The organism is Sphingomonas jeddahensis (assembly GCF_001981525.1).
GTDB lineage: Bacteria > Pseudomonadota > Alphaproteobacteria > Sphingomonadales > Sphingomonadaceae > Sphingomonas > Sphingomonas jeddahensis.
Genome location: NZ_MPSB01000003.1, coordinates 244,190 through 265,528, shown reverse-complemented (window position 1 = coordinate 265,528; position 21,339 = coordinate 244,190). Strand labels below are relative to the sequence as shown.

General features: G+C 67.6%; 24 protein-coding genes and 1 tRNA gene. 15 read left to right on the top strand and 10 right to left on the bottom strand.

Annotated elements, in window-relative coordinates:
* Positions 1-37 precede the first annotated feature (37 nt).
* Positions 38-949, top strand: coding sequence for a KPN_02809 family neutral zinc metallopeptidase (gene ypfJ, locus SPHI_RS05315; protein ID WP_076743956.1), 912 nt, complete (start codon positions 38-40; stop codon positions 947-949).
* A gap of 325 nt (positions 950-1,274) precedes the next feature.
* Here ypfJ and SPHI_RS05310 read toward each other — a convergent pair whose 3' ends face one another.
* Together SPHI_RS05310 and SPHI_RS05305 are read right to left on the bottom strand one after the other, a co-directional pair.
* Entirely contained in the window at positions 1,275-2,261 is a 987-nt protein-coding gene (locus tag SPHI_RS05310; protein ID WP_076743843.1) for an NADP-dependent oxidoreductase, read from the bottom strand.
* A gap of 146 nt (positions 2,262-2,407) precedes the next feature.
* Positions 2,408-3,619: a DUF2171 domain-containing protein gene (locus SPHI_RS05305; protein ID WP_083719814.1), complete on the bottom strand. Its 1,212-nt coding sequence runs from the start codon at positions 3,617-3,619 to the stop codon at positions 2,408-2,410.
* 231 nt (positions 3,620-3,850) lie between these two features.
* On the opposite strand from SPHI_RS05305, the gene SPHI_RS05300 reads away from it, so the two are divergent.
* The 4 genes from SPHI_RS05300 (at position 3,851) to SPHI_RS05285 (ending at position 5,802) form a co-directional block, all read left to right on the top strand.
* Positions 3,851-3,926: transfer RNA gene (locus SPHI_RS05300), tRNA-Ala, on the top strand.
* Positions 3,927-4,010: 84 nt separating this feature from the next.
* Positions 4,011-4,769: an NUDIX hydrolase gene (locus SPHI_RS05295; RefSeq protein ID WP_076743842.1), complete on the top strand. Its 759-nt coding sequence runs from the start codon at positions 4,011-4,013 to the stop codon at positions 4,767-4,769.
* Positions 4,769-5,521 carry an extensin-like domain-containing protein gene (locus tag SPHI_RS05290; protein ID WP_076743841.1) on the top strand — a complete coding sequence of 251 codons (753 nt, stop codon included), beginning with the start codon at positions 4,769-4,771 and terminating at the stop codon, positions 5,519-5,521. The genes SPHI_RS05295 and SPHI_RS05290 overlap by 1 nt, the downstream gene beginning before the upstream one ends.
* Complete coding sequence (locus SPHI_RS05285; protein WP_158049621.1) at positions 5,512-5,802, top strand: barstar family protein; 291 nt, start codon at positions 5,512-5,514, stop codon at positions 5,800-5,802. The genes SPHI_RS05290 and SPHI_RS05285 overlap by 10 nt, the downstream gene beginning before the upstream one ends.
* A gap of 113 nt (positions 5,803-5,915) precedes the next feature.
* Here the strand turns inward: SPHI_RS05285 and SPHI_RS05280 are convergent, their stop codons facing one another.
* The 4 genes from SPHI_RS05280 to SPHI_RS05265 all read right to left on the bottom strand — a co-directional run bounded on the left by SPHI_RS05280 (position 5,916) and on the right by SPHI_RS05265 (position 8,629).
* Positions 5,916-6,467: a hypothetical protein gene (locus tag SPHI_RS05280; RefSeq protein WP_076743954.1), complete on the bottom strand. Its 552-nt coding sequence runs from the start codon at positions 6,465-6,467 to the stop codon at positions 5,916-5,918.
* Between the two features lie 183 nt (positions 6,468-6,650).
* Positions 6,651-6,869, bottom strand: a complete 219-nt coding sequence (locus SPHI_RS05275; RefSeq protein ID WP_096348720.1) for a hypothetical protein — start codon at positions 6,867-6,869, stop codon at positions 6,651-6,653.
* Positions 6,870-6,895: 26 nt separating this feature from the next.
* On the bottom strand, positions 6,896-7,705 hold the full coding sequence (locus SPHI_RS05270) for a transglutaminase-like domain-containing protein (protein WP_076743838.1): 810 nt from the start codon (positions 7,703-7,705) through the stop codon (positions 6,896-6,898).
* A 177-nt stretch (positions 7,706-7,882) separates the two neighbouring features.
* Entirely contained in the window at positions 7,883-8,629 is a 747-nt protein-coding gene (locus SPHI_RS05265) for a Bax inhibitor-1/YccA family protein (protein WP_076743837.1), read from the bottom strand.
* Positions 8,630-9,065: 436 nt separating this feature from the next.
* On the opposite strand from SPHI_RS05265, the gene thpR reads away from it, so the two are divergent.
* The 9 genes from thpR to SPHI_RS05220 all read left to right on the top strand — a co-directional run bounded on the left by thpR (position 9,066) and on the right by SPHI_RS05220 (position 16,478).
* Positions 9,066-9,608 (top strand): RNA 2',3'-cyclic phosphodiesterase, encoded by a 543-nt coding sequence (thpR, locus tag SPHI_RS05260; RefSeq protein WP_076743836.1) that lies wholly within the window; start codon positions 9,066-9,068, stop codon positions 9,606-9,608.
* 44 nt (positions 9,609-9,652) lie between these two features.
* Complete coding sequence (locus tag SPHI_RS05255) at positions 9,653-11,212, top strand: spinster family MFS transporter (RefSeq protein WP_076743835.1); 1,560 nt, start codon at positions 9,653-9,655, stop codon at positions 11,210-11,212.
* Positions 11,209-11,943, top strand: coding sequence for a lysophospholipid acyltransferase family protein (locus SPHI_RS05250; protein ID WP_076743834.1), 735 nt, complete (start codon positions 11,209-11,211; stop codon positions 11,941-11,943). Before SPHI_RS05255 ends, SPHI_RS05250 begins: the two co-directional genes overlap by 4 nt.
* A gap of 10 nt (positions 11,944-11,953) precedes the next feature.
* The gene (miaB, locus tag SPHI_RS05245; RefSeq protein ID WP_076743833.1) at positions 11,954-13,273 is read left to right on the top strand and encodes a tRNA (N6-isopentenyl adenosine(37)-C2)-methylthiotransferase MiaB; all 1,320 of its coding nucleotides are present in this window, start codon (positions 11,954-11,956) and stop codon (positions 13,271-13,273) included.
* Between the two features lie 97 nt (positions 13,274-13,370).
* Positions 13,371-14,375 carry a PhoH family protein gene (locus SPHI_RS05240; RefSeq protein WP_076743832.1) on the top strand — a complete coding sequence of 335 codons (1,005 nt, stop codon included), beginning with the start codon at positions 13,371-13,373 and terminating at the stop codon, positions 14,373-14,375.
* Between the two features lie 47 nt (positions 14,376-14,422).
* Entirely contained in the window at positions 14,423-14,665 is a 243-nt protein-coding gene (locus SPHI_RS05235; RefSeq protein ID WP_083719808.1) for a type II toxin-antitoxin system VapB family antitoxin, read from the top strand.
* Positions 14,662-15,063: a type II toxin-antitoxin system VapC family toxin gene (locus SPHI_RS05230; RefSeq protein WP_076743831.1), complete on the top strand. Its 402-nt coding sequence runs from the start codon at positions 14,662-14,664 to the stop codon at positions 15,061-15,063. The genes SPHI_RS05235 and SPHI_RS05230 overlap by 4 nt, the downstream gene beginning before the upstream one ends.
* Positions 15,060-15,569 (top strand): rRNA maturation RNase YbeY, encoded by a 510-nt coding sequence (ybeY, locus tag SPHI_RS05225; protein ID WP_076743830.1) that lies wholly within the window; start codon positions 15,060-15,062, stop codon positions 15,567-15,569. The genes SPHI_RS05230 and ybeY overlap by 4 nt, the downstream gene beginning before the upstream one ends.
* Positions 15,570-16,478 carry a hemolysin family protein gene (locus SPHI_RS05220; protein WP_076743829.1) on the top strand — a complete coding sequence of 303 codons (909 nt, stop codon included), beginning with the start codon at positions 15,570-15,572 and terminating at the stop codon, positions 16,476-16,478.
* A 35-nt stretch (positions 16,479-16,513) separates the two neighbouring features.
* Here the strand turns inward: SPHI_RS05220 and SPHI_RS05215 are convergent, their stop codons facing one another.
* Entirely contained in the window at positions 16,514-16,825 is a 312-nt protein-coding gene (locus tag SPHI_RS05215) for a cupin domain-containing protein (RefSeq protein ID WP_076743828.1), read from the bottom strand.
* Between the two features lie 88 nt (positions 16,826-16,913).
* On the opposite strand from SPHI_RS05215, the gene SPHI_RS05210 reads away from it, so the two are divergent.
* Positions 16,914-17,381, top strand: a complete 468-nt coding sequence (locus SPHI_RS05210) for an Lrp/AsnC family transcriptional regulator (RefSeq protein WP_083719804.1) — start codon at positions 16,914-16,916, stop codon at positions 17,379-17,381.
* On the opposite strand, the gene SPHI_RS05205 is transcribed toward SPHI_RS05210, so the two are convergent.
* The 3 genes from SPHI_RS05205 to SPHI_RS05195 are packed head-to-tail and all read right to left on the bottom strand — an operon-like array spanning position 17,374 to position 21,339.
* The gene (locus SPHI_RS05205) at positions 17,374-17,655 is read right to left on the bottom strand and encodes an ETC complex I subunit (RefSeq protein WP_076743951.1); all 282 of its coding nucleotides are present in this window, start codon (positions 17,653-17,655) and stop codon (positions 17,374-17,376) included. The two genes, SPHI_RS05210 and SPHI_RS05205, sit on opposite strands and share 8 nt — an antisense overlap.
* Positions 17,656-17,665: 10 nt before the next feature.
* Positions 17,666-20,173 carry an ATP-dependent helicase HrpB gene (gene hrpB / locus SPHI_RS05200; protein ID WP_076743827.1) on the bottom strand — a complete coding sequence of 836 codons (2,508 nt, stop codon included), beginning with the start codon at positions 20,171-20,173 and terminating at the stop codon, positions 17,666-17,668.
* Positions 20,173-21,339, bottom strand: a complete 1,167-nt coding sequence (locus tag SPHI_RS05195) for an MBL fold metallo-hydrolase (protein ID WP_076743826.1) — start codon at positions 21,337-21,339, stop codon at positions 20,173-20,175. Before SPHI_RS05195 ends, hrpB begins: the two co-directional genes overlap by 1 nt.

Genomic DNA, 21,339 nt, shown 5'->3' with positions numbered 1-21,339 from the left:
GCATTCATGCCGGATCGGTAACGATAAGGGCACCGCGATGCGGCTCGACGATTTCGATAATGACATCAACGTCGAGGACCAGCGAGGCCAAAGCTTCGGTGGTGGCGGTGGCGGTGGCGGCTTACTGCTCGGCCTGCTGCCGCTGATCGGCAGCCGCTTCGGTTGCGGCGGGATCGTCGTGGTGCTGCTGATCTTCGCGGTGTTCGGTGGGCTCGGCAATATCGGAGGGCTGCTCACCGGCGGCGGTCAGGCGCCCACGACTCAGACGCAGCGCAGCGGGGCCGGCGGCGGCACGGGTGCGGCGGCGGCTTGCTCCGTCGATGCGGCGACGCGATCGACCTGCAACGCCTTCTCCTCGGCCGAGAATACGTGGGAGCAATTGTTCGCCCAGTCGGGGGAGCGGTTCCAGGCGCCCAAGCTGGTGTTCTACGGCGGCCGCGGCATGTCGGGCTGCGGCGCGGCGATGTCGGCGATGGGGCCGTTCTACTGCCCGTCCGACCAGGGCGTGTATATCGACACCAGCTTCTTCCAGGAACTGGAGCAGAAATTCCGTGCGGCCGGCGACTTCGCCCAATATTATGTCGTCGCGCATGAATTCGGCCATCACATCCAGACGCTGACCGGCGCATCCGAACAGGTCCGCCGCGCGCAGTCGCGGGCGAGCGAGGCGGAGGGCAACGAACTGTCGGTGCGGCTGGAGTTGCAGGCGGATTGCTATGCCGGCGTCTGGGCGGGGCAGAACCGCAGCCGGCTGGAGCAAGGCGATATCGAGGAGGGCATGCGCGCGGCGCAAGCCATCGGCGACGATACGCTCCAGCGCGAGGCGCAGGGCCGCGTGGTGCCGGAAAGCTTTACGCACGGCACGTCGGCGCAGCGGCAGGCGTGGCTGCGGCGGGGACTGGAGAGCGGCGATCCGGCGGTGTGCGACACGTTCAGCGGGGCGATCTGAGGCCGGGTTGTACTTCGGTCGGGGCGCGACCGTTAAGCGCTCCATCACCCCGTTCTTGCGCCGAAGGCCAACCCTCCACACGCGCTGTCGTTCGGGCCTCCAGCCGCAGCATTCGCGGCACCGTGGATCCCGACGCGAGGCCGGGATGACGGGTGTTGGTGGCTCGGGATCCCTCCCCAACCGTCATGCCGGGCTTGTCCCGGCATCCACCGTGCCGCACACCCCAAGCCATCGAGTTCGCGGAACAGTGGACCCCGGCACAGGGCCGGGGTGACGGGGCGCTGGTGGCCCCGTCAGGCGATGCGACTGACCTATCGAGCGGGGGCTACACCCGAACCAGCATCTTCCCCCGATTGCCGCCCGTGAACAGCCCCAGAAACGCCTGCGGCGCCGTCTCCAGCCCCTCGTGCACCGTCTCCTCGCGCGTCAGCTTCCCCGCGGCGAGCCATTCGCCCATGTCGCGGTAGAAATCCGCCACGCCCGCCAGGTGATCGCCGACCAGGAAACCCTTGATCGCGATCCGCGCGCCGATCACCTTGAAGAGATATTTCAGCGACTGCGGCTGGCCTTCGTTATAGATGTCGATCATGCCGCAGATCGCGAAGCGCGCGTGCAGCCGGGCGGCGAGCAGCGCGGCGTCGAAATGGTCGCCGCCGACATTGTCGAAATAGACGTCGATCCCCTGCGGCGCCGCGTCGGCGAGCGCCTGAACCACGTCGCCCGCCTTGTAATCGATCACCGCATCGGCGCCGAGCGACTTGACCCAGGCGCATTTCTCCGCGCCGCCGGCCGAGCCGATCACCGTCATGCCCTTGGCCTTGGCGATCTGCACCACCGTCGAGCCGACCGCGCCCGCGGCGGCGGAGACGAACACCACGTCGCCTTCCCTGGCCTCCGCCACCTGGAGCAGCCCGAAATAGGCGGTCATGCCGGGCATGCCGAACTGGCCGAGGAACGCCTGTTCCGGCACGTCGATATCGGGCAGCTTCTGCACCTGCGCGGCGGGCAGCACCGCCTCGTCGCGCCAGCCGAGCATATGCTGCACGCGGGTGCCGACCGGCACGTCCGGCGCATTGCTCTCGATCACCTCGCCCAGCGCGCCGCCCTGCATCGGCTCGCCCAGCACGAACGGCGGCACATAGCTCTTCACGTCGTTCATCCGGCCGCGCATGTACGGATCGACCGACAGCCAAGTATTGGCGACGCGCACCTCGCCCTCGCTCAGCGGGGCGGCGGGCAGGTCGATCAGATCGAAATCGCTCGGCTGCGGCAAGCCCTTGGGGCGCGCGCGAAGGGTCCAGGCGCGTGGCATATTTCTCTCCCGTTCTTGCTTGGTGAGGCGATCATGCCCCAGCCGGTCTCAAACACAACCTCCGCAAACGCAAAGAGCCCGGGCGCGAAGCCCGGGCCCCCTAGCACCGACCGCAGAGGGAAACGGCCGGCGTCTAGCTCAGCGGCTCAATAGGTGCCGGAGAAGCTGCGATCGAGCGACGTGCGCTCGCTGCTCTTCTGCTCGCCCGAGCGATCATTGGTACGATCGCCATAGCCGAGCAGCGCAGACTGGTTCTCCTCGTCACGCCAATGCTTCTTGGCCTCGTCCGCGCTCTTCGACAGCGTCACCTTGTCGGCGACGGTCGTGATCCAGCTCGACGGGATCGAATGGTGGCGGCCTTCGGCATCCTTGTCGGTCTTGGTCAGCAGGATGCGATCGCCGCGTACCTTGTCGACCGTCCCGACATGGCTGCCGTCGGACCCGACGACTTCCATATGCTCGGAAACCTTCGTCAGCGAGTCGCGCTGTGTCTGGCGATTGGTGCGCCAGGACGAGAATTCATTCTCGAACTTGCTGCGGTTCTCACGGCGATATTCGTCATAATCGCGGTCGAGCGCCGCAATCTGCGTCCGGCGCCAAGAGCCATACTCCGAATCGCGATCATGCGAGTGGCGGCTGCCATAGTCGCGCTCGTCATAGCGCATGTCGGCCTCGCGGCGACGCTCGGCATCCTCGTCGCCGAACCAGGAGCGAACCTCGTCCCCGGCGCGAGCGAAGAAGCCACGGTCGTCATAGTCATAGCCCTGCGGCTGGCCGCTGTAGCCGCCGCGCTGCTGCTGCGGATGGCCGCCGAAGCGCTCACCACCTTGCTGGCGCTGATGGTTCTGCTGGCGATTGTCGTCTTCATAGTCGCGGTAGCGGCCAACGTTCTCGAACCGGCGCCCATCGGAGGCGTAGCTGCCGCGATAATCATCGGAGCCGTAGTTCGACTGCCCGCGGGGCTGACCGCCGTGCAACTGGCCGTAGTGCGACTGGCCGGAGCGTGACTGGCCAGAGCGGGACTGTCCGTAATCTCGCTCTCCGTAGCCGCGCCGGCCGGGATCGCGGTCGCCCCAGTCGCGGGTGTTGGTGTCGCGATCTCCGTAGCTGCCGCCGAACGCCTCGCGATGGCCATAGCCCTCCTGGCTGCGGCTACGCTCGCCATAGGGCACGAAGTTACGCGTATAGTCGCGATCGTCGTCCTGCTGACGATTGCGATCGCGGTTCAGGCTGCCGGCAGCGTCATAGTCGCGCGCGCTGGAATAGGTGTAGTCGCGCCCCGAGCCATAGTCCCGGCCATAGTCCTGAGGCTCGCGGCGGCCCGCGTCGTCGCCGCGACCATAACGATCGTAAACCATGTCCAAACTCCTTGCCTGTGCGGACGGCGCCGGGCCTCGCCGCCCGATCGCACTACCCCACCAAGGCATGAAAAAGCCGAATGTTCCTGTCGTTTCGGCAATGTATCGGGTGCCTACCGCAGCCTTGGATCGGATCACCGCTCACCGACTATCATAACGATTACGCGAGGCCGTTGCATCTGCACGGCGGGGCCGCTAAGGGCGTCGCTCCCGGCGTAGCCGGATCCGGGCGGGGCCGTAGCTCAGATGGGAGAGCGCTGCAATCGCACTGCAGAGGTCAGGGGTTCGATTCCCCTCGGCTCCACCAGCCCGCTTCGATTCCGCAGCAAACTTCAATACATTGCTGCGTCGCCGCGTGACTTTCTCACGTGACCGTCGTTAAGTCACCCGTATGAGTGACGAACTGCCCCCCGCGATTCCCGCCGCCACCCTGATCATCTTCCGCGAGGCCGAGGGCGGCCCGCCCGAATTACTGATGGTGGAACGCGCCAAGGCGATGGTCTTCGCGGGCGGCGCAATGGTGTTTCCTGGCGGACGGATCGATCCCGGTGACCATGCTCTGGCTGAGCTTCATGGCGGCGACGATGAGATAGCGGCGCGGATCGCCGCCGTGCGCGAGACGATCGAGGAGGCAGGTTTGCCGATCGGCCTTTCTACGCTGCCCTCTGCGGATGCGCTGGTTGAGATGCGCAAAGCGCTCCACGCCGGTGACACGCTGGCGGAGGCGCTCGCCGCGGCCGGCGCAACGCTCGATCTCGCGCAGCTGGTACCCTGGGCCCGCTGGCGGCCGGCGCATCGCAACATGCGCATCTTCGACACCCGCTTCTATTTGGCTGAGCTGCCGGCCGACGCCCCGCGCGCGACGGTCGATGAGACGGAGAATGTTAGACTGGTCTGGGCCACCGCGCAGCAGGTGCTTGACGATGCCGATGCCGGCAAGCTGGAGGTGATCTTCCCCACCCGCCGCAATCTGGAGCGGCTGGCGCAGTTCGACAGCTTCGCCGATGCGGCGGCGCATGCCCGCGAGACGCCGATCGTGACGGTGACGCCGTGGTCGGAAACGCGCGGCGATGAAGAGCATCTCTGCATCCCCGACAACGCTGGCTATCCCATCACCTCGGAGGTGATCGAGAACGCGATGCGCGGCTGATGCGGCGGCGGGATCGCGCCGCCCGGCGCGTGCGGCGGACGGTGCGCTGGCTTGTCGCGCTGGCAATCGTCGTGTTGCTGGCGCTGGTCGGTTATGGCTGGGTGCGCCAGCATCCGGAGGACACGCCCTGGGCGCCGCTCGATTTGGCCAGGCCCATCGGACTATTCACCGGCACCAAACTGACTCAGCTGACGGAGGATTTCCCGCGCTGCCGTGCGCTGCTCGATCGCGCTGGCGTCAGTTACACCGTGTTGCCGGAGCGGCGCGAGGGGGCGAACTGCGGTTATGCCGACGGGCTGCGCTTCGCCGGCGATGATCCGCGCATTACGCCGTTCCGCCCCGCCAATCTGGGCGTGGCTTGCCCGGTCGCGGCGGCGCTGGCGCTGTGGCAATGGGAAGTGGTGCAGCCCGCCGCCGAGCGCCATTTCCGCATGCGCGTGAGCCGGATCGACCATCTCGGCAGCTACAATTGCCGCCGGCTCTACGGCCGCAGCAGTGGCGACTATAGCCAGCATGCAACCGCGGATGCGGTGGACATCGCCGGCTTTCGGCTGGCGGACGGCACGCGAATCAGCCTGATCGACGATTGGGATGAGGGCGGCGCCAGAGCCGCATTCCTGCGCGACGTGCGCGATGGGGCGTGCGACCTGTTCTCCACGGTGCTGTCGCCCGATTACAACGCCGCGCACCGCGACCATTTACACCTCGACCAGGCCAATCGCGGAACCATGAGTTGGCGCGCGTGCCGCTGACAATCGTACGGCTTGAGGCGGCTGGATGGGAAACCGCGGCGGACCTGTGGGCGGCGCTGCTGCCGGCGCTCGGCGCACCCGACTGGCACGGCCCCAGCCTCGACGCCTTGTTCGACAGCATCGTCGCGCGGCTCAATCGCGTCCAGCCGCCGATGGTGGTCGAGCTTGCCGGCGCGGCATGCGCTGGGCCGGCTGCGGTGACCTATGTAACCCGTATTCGCGAGGTACTCGAAGACGCAGCGCGAGAAATGGGGGAGCAGATCGAACTTCGCGTAACATGAGTCCGCACGGAAGCCTCACTCACTCCGTGATCCCGGATCACGTCGTGGGCGAGGTGAAGCGGGGCAAACTCACGCTCGCCAACCTCACGTGACGCCCCTCCCCCGGGACACTCTCAATGCGGCAGCGCGCCGGTTTCCACCTTCTCCACCCAATAGGGGTAGAACGCCGGCTGCCGCGATGACCAGCCCGACGCCGTCGCGGCGGCTTCACTGATCGACTGGAGCAACGTGCGCCGCAACTCCGGGTGCAAATGCGGCAGCGCCGCCGCCGCGCAAAAGGCGCCGGGCAACCACGGCCGCACCGACGCGCCGATCAGCCGCTCGTACAAAAAGCGGAACGCAGCGAAGCTGGTGATCCGCCCCTGTCCCAGATCAAAGGCGGCGACGGTGATCAGCGGGGCCAGGAACGGCTCCGCCGCATCGAGTCCGCTGTTGTCGGGCACCATCGCGCGGATGTCCGGCAAGCGGCAATAATGGCGGGCCTGAGCGCGGATGCTCGCCGCTTCGACCACGTCGCGCGACCAGCGCGTCAGGGCGTCCTCGCGATCTAGCCCTACGTCCAGACTGCGGCGGATATAGCGCTGCGTCGCCGCCGCGAACCCAGCAAACTCCTTCATCTCGGCCAGCGTCATCGCACCATCCGCCGGCCTCATCCGTGCAACCATCACGATCACCCCGCCCGTTCGGTCCGAACCGGAGCATCGTGCATCAAGATGGTTAACAACCACCTTAACGCTGCGATGTCAGGCATTCAGATACGATCATGAAGATCACCGCGCCGCAACACCTTATGCGACGAACCGTAGCAGCTTAAACAAGCCCCGGGGCGTGCGGCGCGGGCACAACATTCAGGCGTCGCGCTGCCGCTCAGCCTCCTCGTCATAGCCCGATGAAGGCGCCGGTTCCGAACGCCCGGGCTGGGTCACCGAAGGCGGATCAGACGCGTCCATCGATTCGTCGACACCGGCGTCGAGTTGCGCATCCTTGTTGCCGGGCTGCTTGTTGAGCCGCTCGGCAATCGACTCGTCGCGACCGGCATCCTGCGAGGGGGGCTGTTGAGTGGGCATCGAGCGTCTCCTATCGTTACCCTTGCTCAACGAACGATTTCTTCGGGCTGTTCCTTAGTATCGGACAGTTGACGAACCGACACCGTCTGGCGGTACAGGAAAGCAGAGCCGAAGATCGTCATGAAGGCGATTTCGGTCGCGTCGAGGCCGATCGCGACGCGTGCGATGTTGCCGCAGTTCGCCATGCCGGTGGCATCGACAAGGTGCCAGGCGCCGCCGAGCCACAGCTCGGCCACCGCGTGGAAGTCGGGCGGATCGACGCCCGGCGCATAGACGGCGACGCAGCGCGCGGGGATCTCCGCGGCGCGGGCGAGCGCGACCAGCAAATGCGCATAATCGCGGCACACGCCGCGGCGCTCGGCGAAGGTGGTGAGCGCACTGCCGCCGCCGCCCGCCACGCCGCTATATTCGATCGCACCGCGCACCCAATCGGCCAGCCCTAGCGCCAGCGCGCCGCCGCTCAGCCCGGCGAACTGTCGCCGCACGAAATGTTCGAAGCGGTCGGATTCGATGTACCGGCTCGGCAGGAGATAACGGATCGTCTCGGCGGGCAAATCGCGGACGGGTGTCGCGGAGAGCGACGCGAGATTGATCGCGGGCCGCTCGATTGCAACGGTGGCATGGTAATCGGCGACCAGCCGCTGCTCGCCCCGCGCCCAGCAGCGTTGGCCGATCCCATCCTCACCGGGGATGGCGCGGATCGGGTGATCGGAATGGATCACAAGTGCTTCCGCCTCGATGCGCTGGTCGTGCATCGCGGCCGCCTCGACCTGCAGCAGCACGTCGGCGGGCTCCGGGAAGCCGTAGTCGAGGTGGACGTCGATCGCGAGGCGCATGGTGGTTCGCTTCCTATACGCGGCGCCCCGGGCCGGACTCAGGGGCTCGCTTCTTCACGCCAAGACCAAAATAGCGGAACCCCGGGTCAAGCCCGGGGTAACGGATGTGATTGCCTGAACGAAAAAGCCCGGCGAGTTTCCTCGCCGGGCCTTCTCAGCTTGTCCTTCGGTTCGCTCTTATTCGCGGTTGCCCATGAACGAGAGCAGGAACTGGAACATGTTGATGAAGTCCAGATAGAGCGACAGCGCGCCCATGATCACGGCCTTGCCCATCATGTCCGTGCCGGCGACGTACGAATACATCTCCTTGATGCGCTGCGTATCATAGGCGGTGAGGCCAGCGAACAGCAGCACACCGATCGCGCTGATGCCCATCTGAAGCGCGCTCGACTGGACCCACAGGTTCAGCAGCGAGGCGACCAGAAGACCGACGACGCCCATGATCAGGAACGTGCCGAACGCCTGCAGGTTACGCTTGGTCGTATAGCCGTAAAGGCTCAGCGACAGGAACGCGACCGAGGTGGCGAAGAAGGTCGTGGCGATCGACGAGCCGGTATAAACCAGGAAGATCGTCGACATCGACAGACCCATGATCGCCGCGAACGCCCAGAAGATCATCTGCGCCGCGCCGGTCGACAGGCGATTGATGCCGAAGCTCAGCACCATCACGAACGCCAGCGGGGAGAACATGATGATGTACTTCAGGATGCCGGGTGCCAGGAACACCTGCGCCGCCAGACTGTCGCGCCCGCCGCTGGCGAACAGCAGCGCGACGATGCCGGTGAGCAGCACGCCCGACGCCATGTAGTTATAGACAGACAGCATGTACTTGCGCAGGCCCGCATCATAAGCGGTGCCGCGCGTGCCCGGTACGCTCGCGCCGAACGCGCTCGCGGTCGGACGGGGGTCGGACCAGTTGGCCATTGTCAGTTCACTCCTTCGTCCGGCAATGGGCCGGACACATGACGAATATCGCCCGCCGAGCCCCAAAGTTCAAGTTGGCGGGGCTGTGGCAACAGTTCGTAACACTGCGCCAGATCACTCGTTGCGACCGGCTGACGAACCGCCACCGGTAAGTGCCGGAAAACCGGCGTTTGTTGGCGCGAATGTTGAGAAAGTTGAGGCGATCGCGGGGTTTGTCTCAACATTCGTGATGGTCCCTTGGTGCGGATCGCGGTTTGCCACGGATCCAGCCGTGTAGGACAGCCGGGCGATGGCTGATCCTCCCCCCCCAAGGGGAAGTGGCGGCGGAGCGGGAGGACGGCGGATCGCCAACGACAGGCATCGCCGCCCGCCCCCTTCGTCAGCGCTTTCCGCGCTGCCACCTCCCCCTGGCGGGGGAGGATGGTATGAGGGATCCATGCATCGTCTCTTCGTCGCCCTCCGCCCGCCGCTCGACATCCGCGATGCGCTGGCCGACCTGATGGATGGCGTGCCGGGGGCGCGGTGGCAGGATGACGAGCAATTGCACCTGACGCTGCGCTTCATCGGCGCAGTGGATCGGCCGGTGGCGGAGGATGTCGCCGCCGTGCTCTCCGCGGTCCACGCGCCTGCACCCGAGGTCGCGCTGGCGGGCGTTGGGCGCTTCGATCATCGCGGCCGGACAGAGGCACTGTGGGCCGGTGTCCAGCCGCATGATGCCCTTGCCGCTCTCCACCGCAAGGTCGATCAGGCGATGGTCCGCGTTGGGCTGGCGCCGGAGCGCCGCGCTTACCTGCCGCATATCACGCTCGCCCGCTTGCCGCGCGGCGCGCAGGCCGAGATCGAGGTAGAGGCCTGGCTTGCCCGACACGCCGCGCTGGCCAGCCATGCCTTCACCCTGTCGCACCTCATTCTCTACGAAAGTCATCTCGGCCGCGCCGGCGCCGCTTACGAGGCGATCGCCCGCTGGCCCCTCGGCTGAAACGCTGATACGCAAACCGCAGACCATAAAAGGATCAGGAGCGGATGCAGACCAACGCGGACGGCGAGTATCGCGCCAACGGCTATGCCTGGTACGTCCTGTCGATCCTGTTCGTGGTTTATATCCTCAACTTCATCGACCGGCAGGTGATTTCGATCCTGGCCGAAGACATCAAGCGCGACCTGAACCTGCGCGATGAGGATCTGGGTTTCCTGTACGGCACCGCGTTTGGCGTGTTCTACGCCTTGTTCGGCATCCCGCTCGGTCGATTGGCGGATAGCTGGCATCGCGTGCGCCTGATCAGCGTGGGCCTCGCGCTCTGGTCGACGATGACGGCGCTGTCGGGCCTGTCGAAAAGCGGCGGACAGCTCGCCGCCGCGCGCATCGGCGTCGGGATCGGCGAGGCCACCGCCAGCCCCTCGGCCTATTCGCTGATCTCGGACTATTTCCCCAAGAAGCTGCGCGCCACCGCGCTGTCGATCTATTCCGCCGGCATCTATGTCGGTGCGGGCATCTCGCTGTTCATCGGCGGCTTGATCGTCCAAAGCTGGAACAGCGCTTATCCCGATGGCGGCCCGTTCGGGCTGGCGGGATGGCAGGCGGCATTCCTTGCGGTCGGCCTGCCCGGCATCGTCATCGCCTTGTGGATCGCGACCTTGCGCGAGCCGGTGCGCGGCATGTCCGAAGGGCTCGCCCAGCCGCCGCATCCGGCGCCGTTCAAGGCGTTCTTCGAGGAACTGCTCAACATCATCCCGCCGCTCACGCTGATCGGTGCGGCGCGCTGCGGCACGCGGACGGTGATGTGGAACCTTGTCGGTGCGGCCGTGGCGGCGGCGGCCGTCGCGCTGCTCGTCAGCTTCGGGGAGCCGGTCGCGCAATGGACCGCCGTGGGCCTTGGCGCCTATGCGGTCTTCTCCTGGGCACTCACGCTGCGGCAGCGCGATCTGCCGACCTTCACGCTCATCATCGGCACGCCCGCCTTCCTGTGCACCGTTGTCGCTTATGGTTTGAACGCCTTCCTCAGCTATGCCGCCGGTTTCTGGGCGCCGCCTTATGCGATGCGCGATCTCGGCATTTCGCCGGCGGAGGCCGGGCTGATCCTGGGCGGCATGGGCGCGCTGTCGGGCTTTCTCGGCGTCACCGTGGGCGGAATCGTGGGTGATCGGTTGCGGCAGAAGCACCCCGGCGGGCGGCTGATCATGGTGTCGCTTGGCGCGGTGCTTCCAGCGCCGTTCCTGGCGATCGGCTTCACCACCGATACGCCGCTGGTCCTCTACATCTGCCTGTTCCTGGCGCAGTTCACCGCCGCCTGGGCGCTCGGCACGTCAGCCGCGACGACGCAGGATCTGGTGCTGCCGCGGATGCGCGGTGCGGCGACCGCGACCTATTTCATCGGCACCACGCTGATCGGGCTGGCGATGGGGCCGTATCTTGCCGGCCGCGTGTCGTCGCTGACCGGCAGCCTGTCGACCGGCGTGCTCTCATTGTTGGTGACCGTGCCGATCACGCTCGCCGCCGCGATCGCCGCGTTCAAGCTGGTGCCGGCCGCGGAGGCGAGCCGCGAGGCCCGCGCGCGCGCGGCGGGTGAACCGGATCTCGCTTGATCCGGATCGCCCTGCGTCTTGCGGCGCTTGTCGCCGCGTTGCTCCTCGCGCTGCCGCTCCACCTCCTGTGGCGGCTCGTCCGCCTGCCATCGCCCTGGCCGATGTGGTTCCTGGGCAGCGTGGGATGGATCATCGGCGCGCGGCGGCGGACCATCGGAACGCCGCTCCGGCGCGACGTGGTGTTCGTATCCAATCACTTGAGCTGGATGGACATTCCGCTGCTCGCCGGGCGCAACGGCAGCGCCTTTGTCGCCAAGGCGGAGCTGCGCCAAGTGCCGCTGGTGGGGTGGCTGTGCACGCTTAACCGCACCATTTTCGTGCGGCGTGAGGATCGCATGGCGGTGGCGGATCAGATCAACGCGCTGCGCGATGCGCTGGCCGACACCTGGGCGATAACCATCTTTCCCGAGGGGACGACCGGCGACGGCGAGACCCTCCTCCCCTTCAAGGCCGCGCTGCTTGCCGTGCTGGATCCGCCGCCGCCGGGCGTGCTCGTCCAGCCGGTCCGCATCGATTATGGCGCGGCGACTCGCGAACTCGCCTGGGTCGGCGACGAACCTGGCCAGAGCCATGCCGCACGCGTGCTGCGCCGTCGCGGCAGCTTCACCGCCACGCTCACCTTCTGCGATCCCTTCGACCCGCGCGATTACCCCGGCCGCAAGGCGATCGCCGCCGAGGCGCGGGCGCGGATCGCGGCGGCTGGTGGCGAAGGTGGCGCGCCTGCGCTATAGGCGGCGCCCCATGAAGACGCCTCCAAAAACCTTTGCCGTCAAATCCTTCGGCTGTCAGATGAACGTGTACGATGGCGAGCGCATGGCCGAGTTGATGGCCGGCGAGGGTATGGCGCAGGTCGATGCCGCCGACGCCGATCTGGTCGTGCTCAACACCTGCCACATCCGTGAAAAGGCAACCGAGAAGGTGTTCTCGGATATCGGTCGCATGCGCAAGGACCGGCGCGGCCGGGGTGCGCAGGCGCCGATGATCGCCATTGCCGGCTGCGTCGCGCAGGCGGAGGGCGAGGAGATCGTGCGCCGCGCCAAGGTGGACGTGGTGGTCGGCCCGCAGGCCTATCACAACCTGCCCAGGCTGATCGCCGATGCCGCGGCTGGCACTGCGTCGGTCGACACCGACATGCCGGTCGCGTCCAAGTTCGGCGCGCTGCCCGCGCGCCGCAAGGTCGGCCCCACCGCCTTCCTGACCGTACAGGAGGGCTGTGACAAATTCTGCACCTATTGCGTCGTGCCCTATACGCGCGGCGCGGAGGTCAGCCGGCCCTTCGCGGCCATTGTCGACGAGGCCAAGGCGCTGGTCGACGCCGGCGCGCGCGAGATCACGCTGCTGGGGCAGAACGTCAACGCCTGGACCGATGGCACGAAGGGCCTGCACGACCTGATCCGCATGCTCGATCGCATCCCCGGCCTCGCGCGCATCCGCTACACCACAAGCCACCCCAACGACATGGCACAGGGGCTGATCGACGCGCACCGTGACGTCGAGAGCCTGATGCCGTTCCTCCACCTGCCGGTACAGGCGGGCAGCGACCGCGTGCTGAAGGCGATGAACCGCAGCCATACGCGCGATTCATACCTCCGCCTGCTCGATCGCATCCGCGCCGCGCGCCCGGACATTGCGCTGTCGGGCGACTTCATCGTCGGCTTCCCCGGCGAGACCGAGGCCGAGTTCGCCGAAACGCTGAGCCTGGTCGATGCGGTCGGCTACGCCCAGGCGTTCAGCTTCAAATACAGCCCGCGCCCCGGCACCCCCGCCGCGGACCTCGGGGGCCAGATTCCGGAAGAGGTGATGGCCGAGCGCCTCCAGCGGCTGCAGACGGCGCTCGGCCGCGACCAGCACGCCTTCAACCAGGCGAGCGTCGGCCGCAGCTGCGACATATTGATTGAGCGGCGTGGCAAGTTGCAGGGCCAGTGGCTCGGCAAATCGCCGTGGCTGCAATCCGTGCTGCTCAGCGGCGATCATGCGATCGGCGATCTGGTCACCGTCGAGCTGACGCAGGCCGGCCCCAATTCCGTGATCGCCGTTCCGAAAATGGCGGTGGCGGCCTGACCTTTTCGAAGCTGCGCAATCTTCCTGATTTGGGGGGTTACACTCGCCCCCTCGCGCTGCCACATTAGCCGGGCATGATCCGCCTCCAAGGAGCCCGATGAGCCGCAAGCCCGCAGCCGCCCAGCCGGGCGAACGTAGCCGCGCCGAACTGACGTTCGATCGCCCTCAGGTGCTCAGCGCACTGTTCGGTCAATATGACCGCAACCTCGTCACGCTGGAAAACCGCCTTGGCGTGTACATCACCGCGCGCGGCAATCGCGTCGGGCTGGAGGGGACGGCCGAGCAGGTGGCGCTGGCGCGCGACGTGCTGAACGATCTTTATGCCCGGATCGGTCGCGGCGAGGAGATCGACGGCGGCCTCGTCGACGCGTCGATCGCCATGGCCGCCGAGCCGACGCTGGACGGGATCATCTCCGCCGAACGATCGGGCGGCGGCGCGCCGCCCATCATGATCCGGACGCGCAAGAAGACGATCGTCCCCCGTACCCCGGCGCAGGCGCATTACATGCGCGAGCTGGTGCATAACGACATGATCTTCGCGCTGGGTCCGGCGGGCACCGGCAAGACCTATCTCGCGGTCGCGCAGGCGGTGGCGCAGCTCATCACCGGCAGCGTCCAGCGGCTGATCCTTTCGCGCCCCGCGGTGGAAGCCGGCGAGCGGCTGGGCTTCCTGCCCGGCGACATGAAGGAGAAGGTCGATCCGTACCTGCGCCCGCTCTACGACGCGCTCTACGACTGCCTTCCCGCCGAGCAGGTCGAGCGGCGCATCGCCAGCGGCGAGATCGAGATCGCGCCGATCGCCTTTATGCGCGGCCGCACGCTGGCCGACGCCTTCGTGATCCTCGACGAGGCACAGAACACCACGCCGGCGCAGATGAAGATGTTCCTCACCCGCTTCGGCCAGAACAGCCGGATGGTGATCTGCGGCGATCCCAACCAGACCGACCTCCCCGGCGGCGTCGCCGCCAGCGGCCTCGCCGATGCGACGATGCGGCTGGAGGGAGTCGAGGGCATTGCGCTCTGCCGCTTCAGCGCCGCCGACGTGGTGCGCCACCCGATCGTCGGGCGCATCGTAGAGGCGTATGAGGGCAAGGATGCTTGAAGGCTGGGATATCCTGAACTAAATCTAGGATATTCCAGGAGGCCAAGGTGGGTGCTCTTTACGTCAAGGACGACGAGGTGCGGCAAATGGCGGAAGAACTCGCCGCCGTCTGCGGGGTGACCAAGGTGGCTGCGGTCAAACGTGCGCTCGCCAACGAACTCGCGCGGATGACACCGCGGCTATCGCTGGGGGAAAAGATCGCGGAACTGCGTCGCACGTCCCCGCTCCGCTACGATCCCGACGTGATCATCGACAAGGCGTTCTACGATTCGCTGTACGACGACGAATGACGCTGTTCGTCGACGCATCGGCACTGGTGGCAATCATCGCCAACGAGGCCGAGAGTGAGCACCTGCTTCTCGTCATGGAACAAGACCAGCAGCGCACCACGAGCGGCATAGCCCTGTGGGAAACCGCACGCGCGTTGGCGAGGCTCAGCCGCGATCCGATCAGCGTCGCTGACGGCCTGGCGGAGGCGCAACGTTGGTGCGCGGCACTGGCCATCGGCATCACCGGGATCGACGCAGCGGTGGCGCATGAAGCCGCCCGGGTACAGGACCGCTATGGCAAGGGTAATCACCCCGCGCGCCTGAACATGGGCGATTGCTTCGCCTATGCCTGCGCCAAGACAAACAATGCAAAGCTGCTCTACAAGGGCGACGATTTCGTGCACACGGACATGCCATGATCGACATCGCCCTTTCGCAGGAAGAGCCCTGGCCTAACGGCCGCTGGGAGCAACTCGCCAACGCCGCGGTGCGTGCCGCGGTCGGCGCGACGCCCTTCCGCACGCTGCTCGACACCAGAGCCAACGTGGAGGTGAGCATCCGCCTCACCTCCGATGCGGAGGTCCACACGCTCAACAACCAGTATCGCGGCAAGGACAAGCCCACCAACGTCCTGTCCTTCCCGATGGTGCAGCGCGACCTGATCGATACGGTCAGCCAGAATTCCGACGATGGCGAGGTGCTGCTGGGCGATATCGTCCTGGCGCATGGCGTCTGCACCGCCGAAGCGGCGGAGCGCGGGATCAGCGTCACCGATCATGCCAGCCACCTGATCGTGCACGGCACCTTGCATCTGCTCGGCTATGATCACATGAACGACGACGAAGGGGATGCGATGGAGGCGATCGAGCGCGATGCGCTCGCCACGCTGGGCATCGCGGATCCCTACACCATACGAGAGGACTAAGTGTCCGAGGACCGAAGTAGCGCCGGGAACGGCGAGCCGAATGAAGGCAGTATCTGGAAGGGCCTGCGCACGCTGATCTTTGGCGATACCGAAGAAGCGACCTTGCGCGCGGTCCTTGAGGCGGCGATCGACCGCCACGAGGAAGACCCCGGCCCCGAGGCCAAGGGTGACCTGACGCCGCTAGAGCGGCAGATGGTGCGCAACCTCCTGCATTTCAGCGAGCGTGATGCCGGCGACGTCGGCGTGCCGCGCGCCGATATCATCGCGGTGGAGGAACAGACGACCTTCGACGAGGTCGTCCACGTCTTCGCCGACGCCGGGGTCAGCCGCCTGCCGGTCTATCGCGAGCGGCTCGATACGATCATCGGCATGGTCCATATCAAGGACGTATTCGCCATCCTCGCTGGTGACGGCCCGCGCCCGGCGGACATCACCGCGCTGATCCGCCAGCCCTTGTTCGTGCCGATGAGCCGCGGCGCGCTCGACCTGCTCGCCGACATGCGCCAGACGCGCGTGCACCTCGCCGTGGTGCTGGACGAATATTCGGGCACCGAAGGGCTCGTCACGATCGAGGATCTGATCGAGGAGATCGTCGGCGAGATCGAGGACGAGCATGACGAGACGCCAGTGGCGATGCTCGTCCCGCTCGACGGCGGTGCCTGGGAAGCGGATGCGCGTGCCGAATTGGAAGACATCGGCGAAACGGTCGATCCACGGCTGTCCGAAGCGGACAGCGACGTCGACACGATCGGCGGGCTGACCGCGGTGCTGGCCGGGCGGGTACCCGAGCCGGGCGATCGCATCGACCATCCCAGCGGCTGGCGGATCGAAGTGATCGACGCCGACGAACGCCGCATCAACCGCTTGCGCCTGCATCCGCCTCGGCCCGAGCCGGAAGGCGGCGAGTAACGGCAGGGCGCGCCGGCGCCCGCCGCCGGCGCCGCTCAGATGCTCCCCGCCCGCTCGACCACCAGAATTCGCGCGGCCCCGATCGGCACCGCCCGGTGCGCGTCGCCTGGCTCGGCATGGAAGATCGAACCGGCGACCATCCGATGGACACACTCCGCGCCATCCACGCGCACGTGCATGTCCACCACGCCGTCCAGCACGGCGAAAATCTCCTCGCCTTCATTGACGTGCCAGACATAGGGCTGGTCCGTCCAATGCAGCCGAACGGTGACGTCGCCGATCCGGGCGAGCGGCAGGGCATCCCATGCCCGCCGCCCCGTGAACTGATGCGCCTCGACAAGTTTCATTCCCACCTCCATTCCGGGCGCACAGATGCGGCGGAGGCGAACCACTGGCCAGATTGCGAAGCGCCGTGATTGACGGCGATGCGAAGGCATGAACCGGATCGACAAGCGGCTGGACGACACCGACCGCCGGATCGTGGCGATCCTTGCCACTGACGCACGTCGGCCCGCGGCTGCGATCGCGCGCGACCTCCATCTCTCTCGGACGGCGGTGCAGGCCCGTCTGGCGCGGCTGGAACGCGACGGCGTGATCCTGGGCTATGCGACACTCGTCGCTCCGGACACGATCGGCCGCGTCTCTGCGTTCGTCACGCTGTCGATCGGCGTCCGACCCTGCGCGCGCGTCATCGACCAGCTGCGTGGCTGGCCGCAGATCGAGCGGATTTTCTCGATCGCAGGGGATCGCGACGCGGTCCTGCTCGTCTCCGCCGATTCGCCGCAGGCACTATCCGGGCTGGCCGATCGCCTGAGCGGTCTGGACGGCGTCACTGCCGTGGAGACGACAGTGATCCTGTCCGAACACCGCCGGTCGCCGCCGGCCGGAGCGCCGCTTACTTGAAATTGTCCGCGTAGCTTTGCAGCTTCAGCGTCTTCTCCGGCGCGGACACCACCGTGTAGGCGATCCCCTCACGCTCGGCATAAGCGGTCGCTGCCTCAAGCGTCGGAAAGCCGAGGCGGATCTGGCCGCGCGTGTCGCCGCTGCCGGCCCAGCCGGTCAGCGGATCGGGGCGCTGCGCCTCGCCGGGTTCGAATTCGAGCTGCCAATGGTCGGTGCGAGCCTTGCCCGATTGCATGGCGTTCTTCGGGCGCTGAAAGATACGGGCGGTCGACATGTCGGCGTCCTTATCGCGATCCGCGCGCTCTTGCATCGGCATTTTTCGTCCGCAGCGTCGCGGATGCGCCGGCGGGATCGTCAGGCCAGGGGTGGCGCGGGTAGCGGCCGCGCATTTCCTTCGCCACCGCCGCCCAGCTTCCTCCCCAGAAGCCGGGCAGATCGCGCGTCGTCTGGATCGGTCGCCCCGCCGGGGAGGTGAGCGACAACACCAATGGCACGCGATCGGCGCCGACGGTCGGATGCTCGGCGAGTCCGAACAGCGCCTGCACGCGTAGCTCGACCTTGGGGCCGCCTTCCGCGCCATAGTCGATCGCATGGCTGCTGCCGGCGGGGCTGGTGAAGTGTGACGGCGCGCTCCGTTCGATGCGTTGGAGCTCGTCCCACGACAGCAGGTTGCGCAACGCGTCCGTCAGCGCGCCGGGCGGGATCGCATCGAGCCGGCGCCGCCCCGCGACTAGCACCGGCAGCCAGTCGTCCAGCCGCGACATAAGGGCCTCGTCATCGAACGGCAGCCCGGCGTAAATTGCGCGCTGTCGGAACGCCGCCGCGCCGTCGCTCCACGGCAGCAGGCCTAGGCCATGCGTGCGCACGCCTTCGACCAGCGCGGCTTCGATCGCCGCGGGATCGGCGTTGCTGTCGGGGCCGCTCGACAGTCGGACTGCGCCAAGTCGGCGCTCGCGGATCGGGCGCACCGATCCGTTCACCGGGTCGAACTCGGCCAGCCGCCGAGTCTCGATCCGCTCGCCGAACAGTGCCGCGACCGTTTCCTCGTCGATCGCCGCGGCGGAAAGGATACGCGCACCGGCCGCCATCCCCTGCGTCTCGGCCACCGCGAGCCATTCCTCGCGCGCGAGCGTGGACGCGGGATCGAGCTTGAACCCGCGTCCGCCAACCGACGCCCAACGCTCCCCGCTTGCATCCCGCCGGCGCGCGATCCGATCCGGAAAGGCGAGCGCAACGGCGATCGATAGCCCTCTCCTCTCCGGGGAGAGGGATGGAAGAGGGGCAGTCACGAGCGATGACGCCCCTGACTGCCCCTCTCCCCTGCCCTCTCCCCTGAAGGGGAGAGGGAGTTTGGCCCACCGCTCCGCCAGCTTCCTTGCCGCCTGCGCCTTGGGCGAACGATCCCCCCGCCAGCGCCGCGCGCGCAGTTCCAGGTCGGCATCATTCCCGCCCAGCCCGCGCTCGCCGAGCAATACCGCCACTTCCGCGGCGACACCGCCAAGCCCGATCTCGCCCGCCCGCACCAGCATATGCGCCAGCCGCGGCGGCATCGGCAGCGCGGCGATCGCGCGGCCATGCGCAGTCGGCCGCCCATCCAGGTCCAGCGCCTCCAGCGCCGCCAGCCGCGCCCGTGCCTCGCTCACCGCGGCCTCAGGCGGCGGATCGATCCACGACAGATCGCGCGGATCGGCCACCCCCCAGATCGCGCTCGCCAGCACCAGCGCGGACAGGTCCGCCTCTATGATCTCGGGCGGGTCGAAGCGCGGCAGCCCGGCGGTCGCCGCCTCCTCCCACAAGCGATACGCCACTCCCGGCCCCTGCCGCGCCGCGCGCCCGGCGCGCTGAGTCGCCGACGCCTGACTAGCGCGTTCGGTCACCAGCCGCGTCATCCCTGCCGCGCGGTCATATCTAGGCCGCCGCGCCAGCCCCGAATCGATCACCACGCGAATGCCGTCGAGCGTCAGGCTGGTCTCCGCGATCGACGTCGCCAACACCAGTTTGCGCGCATTCCCCGGCTCAGCGCGGATCGCCGCGCGCTGCGCCGCCGGATCGAGGCTCCCGTGCAGCCGGTGGAGCGCGACGCCGGGCACCCCCTCCAGCCGCTCCGCCGTCCGCTCGATCTCCGCAACGCCGGGCAGAAAGGCGAGCACCCCGCCCTCCGCCTCGCCGAGCGCCAGCCGCACAGCGGAGGCGACCGCATCCTCGATACGATCATGCGTCCGCCCGAGGTGCCGCACGTCGAGCGGCCAACTGCGCCCCTCGCTTTCCACCACCGGCGCGCCATCCATCAGCGCCGCAAACCGCGCGCCATCAAGCGTGGCCGACATCGCGACCAGCCGCAGATCCTCGCGCAGCCCCACTTGCGCATCGAGCGCCAGCGCGAGCCCGAAATCGCCGTCGAGGCTGCGCTCATGCACTTCGTCGAACAGCACCGCAGATACGCCCGCCAGCTCCGGATCGCGCTGGATGCGGGCGGTGAAGATCCCCTCGGTCACCACCGTGACGCGCGTATCGGCCGATCGCTTCGTATCGAGCCGCGTGGCGTAGCCGTAGGTCCGCCCGACCGGCTCCCCCGCCAGCGCCGCCATCCGCTCCGCCGCGGCGCGCGCCGCCAGCCGGCGGGGCGACAGCAGCAGCACCTCGCCGCTGCACCACGGCTCGGCGAGCAGCGCCGGCGCCACCGCGGTGGTCTTGCCCGCCCCGGGGGGCGCGACCAGCACCGCGGACGAGCGGGCACGCAGCACGCCGAGCAGGTCCGGCAAAACGGCGTGGATCGGCAGATCACCGGCCATCAGCGCAGCGCCGTCACCTCAGGCGATTCGAGCGCCGCCGCGATCCGCGCCTCGTCCGGCCGCCGCGCGGGCGCCGCATAGGCCGGCACCTCGAACGGCGCGCCGATCTCCACCGGCGCGAACCGCGAGGGATCGCCGCCGGTCGCGCGCAGGACCGTCTCGAGCATTCGCGGCGGCGTCTCGCGCGCCTCATAGCTCAGCCGGAACGTTCCCCAGTGGATCGGGATCGCGGTCGAAGCGCCAAGCCGGTCGAACACCCGCACGGCATCCGCCGGCCCGATATGGCTGCCCGCCCCCATCTGGCCCGGCACGAATCGGAACGCCCCGATCGGGATCAGCGCCAGCCGGATCGGCCCCTCCGCCGCCGCCTCGCGCGGCCATTCGCCGTCGCCCAGCCCGGTATCGCCCGCGAAGAACAGATTACCGCCCGGCAGCTTCACGGTGAAGGCGGACCAGAGCGCGCGATTGCGGTCGGTGAACCACCGGCTGCCCCAATGGTGATTGCGCGCCACCACCACCTCGACTCCGGGCTTCACCGCCAGCCTCCGCCCCCAATCAAGCGCGGTGGCCTCAGCGCCGGTTTGCCCGATCACGCTGTCATTGCCCAGGCTGGTGACGATCAGCGGTCGATCGCGCTCCCACAATCTCTTCAGAGTGGTCTTGTCGAGATGGTCGTAGTGATTGTGGCTGACCAGCACGAGATCGATCTTCGGCAGATCCTCGAAGCGAACACCCGGTGCCGTCACGCGCGTCGGCCCGAAGCCGAGCGGCCCCGCGCGATCCGACCACACCGGATCAGTCAGGATGTTGAGCCCCTGCGTCTGCACCAGCACGCTGGCATGGCCGATCCAGGTGACCACCATCCGCTCGCCCTCGACGCGCGGCTTGGGTTTGCCCGGCCTTACCGTCACCCGCTCGGGCCATTCGGGTCGCCCGTCGTTGCCGGTCAGATAGCGCCAGAAAAAGCCTGCGCGGCTTCCGCCCGTCGGTGACGCGGCCGTGTCTGCATCCCCATCCGGGTTGAAGAAGCGGGCTCCATCATAATGGTCGCTCGCCGGCCCCTCGTAATAGATGCGGTCGAGGAAGCGCGGCACGATCGTGATCGCTAGGCCGAGCGCGATCAGAAGGAACAACAGGATCGCGCCCAGCGCCTTGAGGATCATCAT

What these genes read in the sequence shown, in the direction of transcription:
- ypfJ (WP_076743956.1), top strand. Translation starts at nt 38, where the DNA reads ATGCGGCTCGACGATTTCGATAATGACATCAACGTCGAGGACCAGCGA.
- SPHI_RS05310 (WP_076743843.1), bottom strand. Translation starts at nt 2,261, where the DNA reads ATGCCACGCGCCTGGACCCTTCGCGCGCGCCCCAAGGGCTTGCCGCAG.
- SPHI_RS05305 (WP_083719814.1), bottom strand. Translation starts at nt 3,619, where the DNA reads ATGGTTTACGATCGTTATGGTCGCGGCGACGACGCGGGCCGCCGCGAG.
- SPHI_RS05295 (WP_076743842.1), top strand. Translation starts at nt 4,011, where the DNA reads ATGAGTGACGAACTGCCCCCCGCGATTCCCGCCGCCACCCTGATCATC.
- SPHI_RS05290 (WP_076743841.1), top strand. Translation starts at nt 4,769, where the DNA reads ATGCGGCGGCGGGATCGCGCCGCCCGGCGCGTGCGGCGGACGGTGCGC.
- SPHI_RS05280 (WP_076743954.1), bottom strand. Translation starts at nt 6,467, where the DNA reads ATGGTTGCACGGATGAGGCCGGCGGATGGTGCGATGACGCTGGCCGAG.
- SPHI_RS05275 (WP_096348720.1), bottom strand. Translation starts at nt 6,869, where the DNA reads ATGCCCACTCAACAGCCCCCCTCGCAGGATGCCGGTCGCGACGAGTCG.
- SPHI_RS05270 (WP_076743838.1), bottom strand. Translation starts at nt 7,705, where the DNA reads ATGCGCCTCGCGATCGACGTCCACCTCGACTACGGCTTCCCGGAGCCC.
- SPHI_RS05265 (WP_076743837.1), bottom strand. Translation starts at nt 8,629, where the DNA reads ATGGCCAACTGGTCCGACCCCCGTCCGACCGCGAGCGCGTTCGGCGCG.
- thpR (WP_076743836.1), top strand. Translation starts at nt 9,066, where the DNA reads ATGCATCGTCTCTTCGTCGCCCTCCGCCCGCCGCTCGACATCCGCGAT.
- SPHI_RS05255 (WP_076743835.1), top strand. Translation starts at nt 9,653, where the DNA reads ATGCAGACCAACGCGGACGGCGAGTATCGCGCCAACGGCTATGCCTGG.
- miaB (WP_076743833.1), top strand. Translation starts at nt 11,954, where the DNA reads ATGAAGACGCCTCCAAAAACCTTTGCCGTCAAATCCTTCGGCTGTCAG.
- SPHI_RS05240 (WP_076743832.1), top strand. Translation starts at nt 13,371, where the DNA reads ATGAGCCGCAAGCCCGCAGCCGCCCAGCCGGGCGAACGTAGCCGCGCC.
- SPHI_RS05230 (WP_076743831.1), top strand. Translation starts at nt 14,662, where the DNA reads ATGACGCTGTTCGTCGACGCATCGGCACTGGTGGCAATCATCGCCAAC.
- ybeY (WP_076743830.1), top strand. Translation starts at nt 15,060, where the DNA reads ATGATCGACATCGCCCTTTCGCAGGAAGAGCCCTGGCCTAACGGCCGC.
- SPHI_RS05215 (WP_076743828.1), bottom strand. Translation starts at nt 16,825, where the DNA reads ATGAAACTTGTCGAGGCGCATCAGTTCACGGGGCGGCGGGCATGGGAT.
- SPHI_RS05210 (WP_083719804.1), top strand. Translation starts at nt 16,914, where the DNA reads ATGAACCGGATCGACAAGCGGCTGGACGACACCGACCGCCGGATCGTG.
- SPHI_RS05205 (WP_076743951.1), bottom strand. Translation starts at nt 17,655, where the DNA reads ATGTCGACCGCCCGTATCTTTCAGCGCCCGAAGAACGCCATGCAATCG.
- hrpB (WP_076743827.1), bottom strand. Translation starts at nt 20,173, where the DNA reads ATGGCCGGTGATCTGCCGATCCACGCCGTTTTGCCGGACCTGCTCGGC.
- SPHI_RS05195 (WP_076743826.1), bottom strand. Translation starts at nt 21,339, where the DNA reads ATGATGATCCTCAAGGCGCTGGGCGCGATCCTGTTGTTCCTTCTGATC.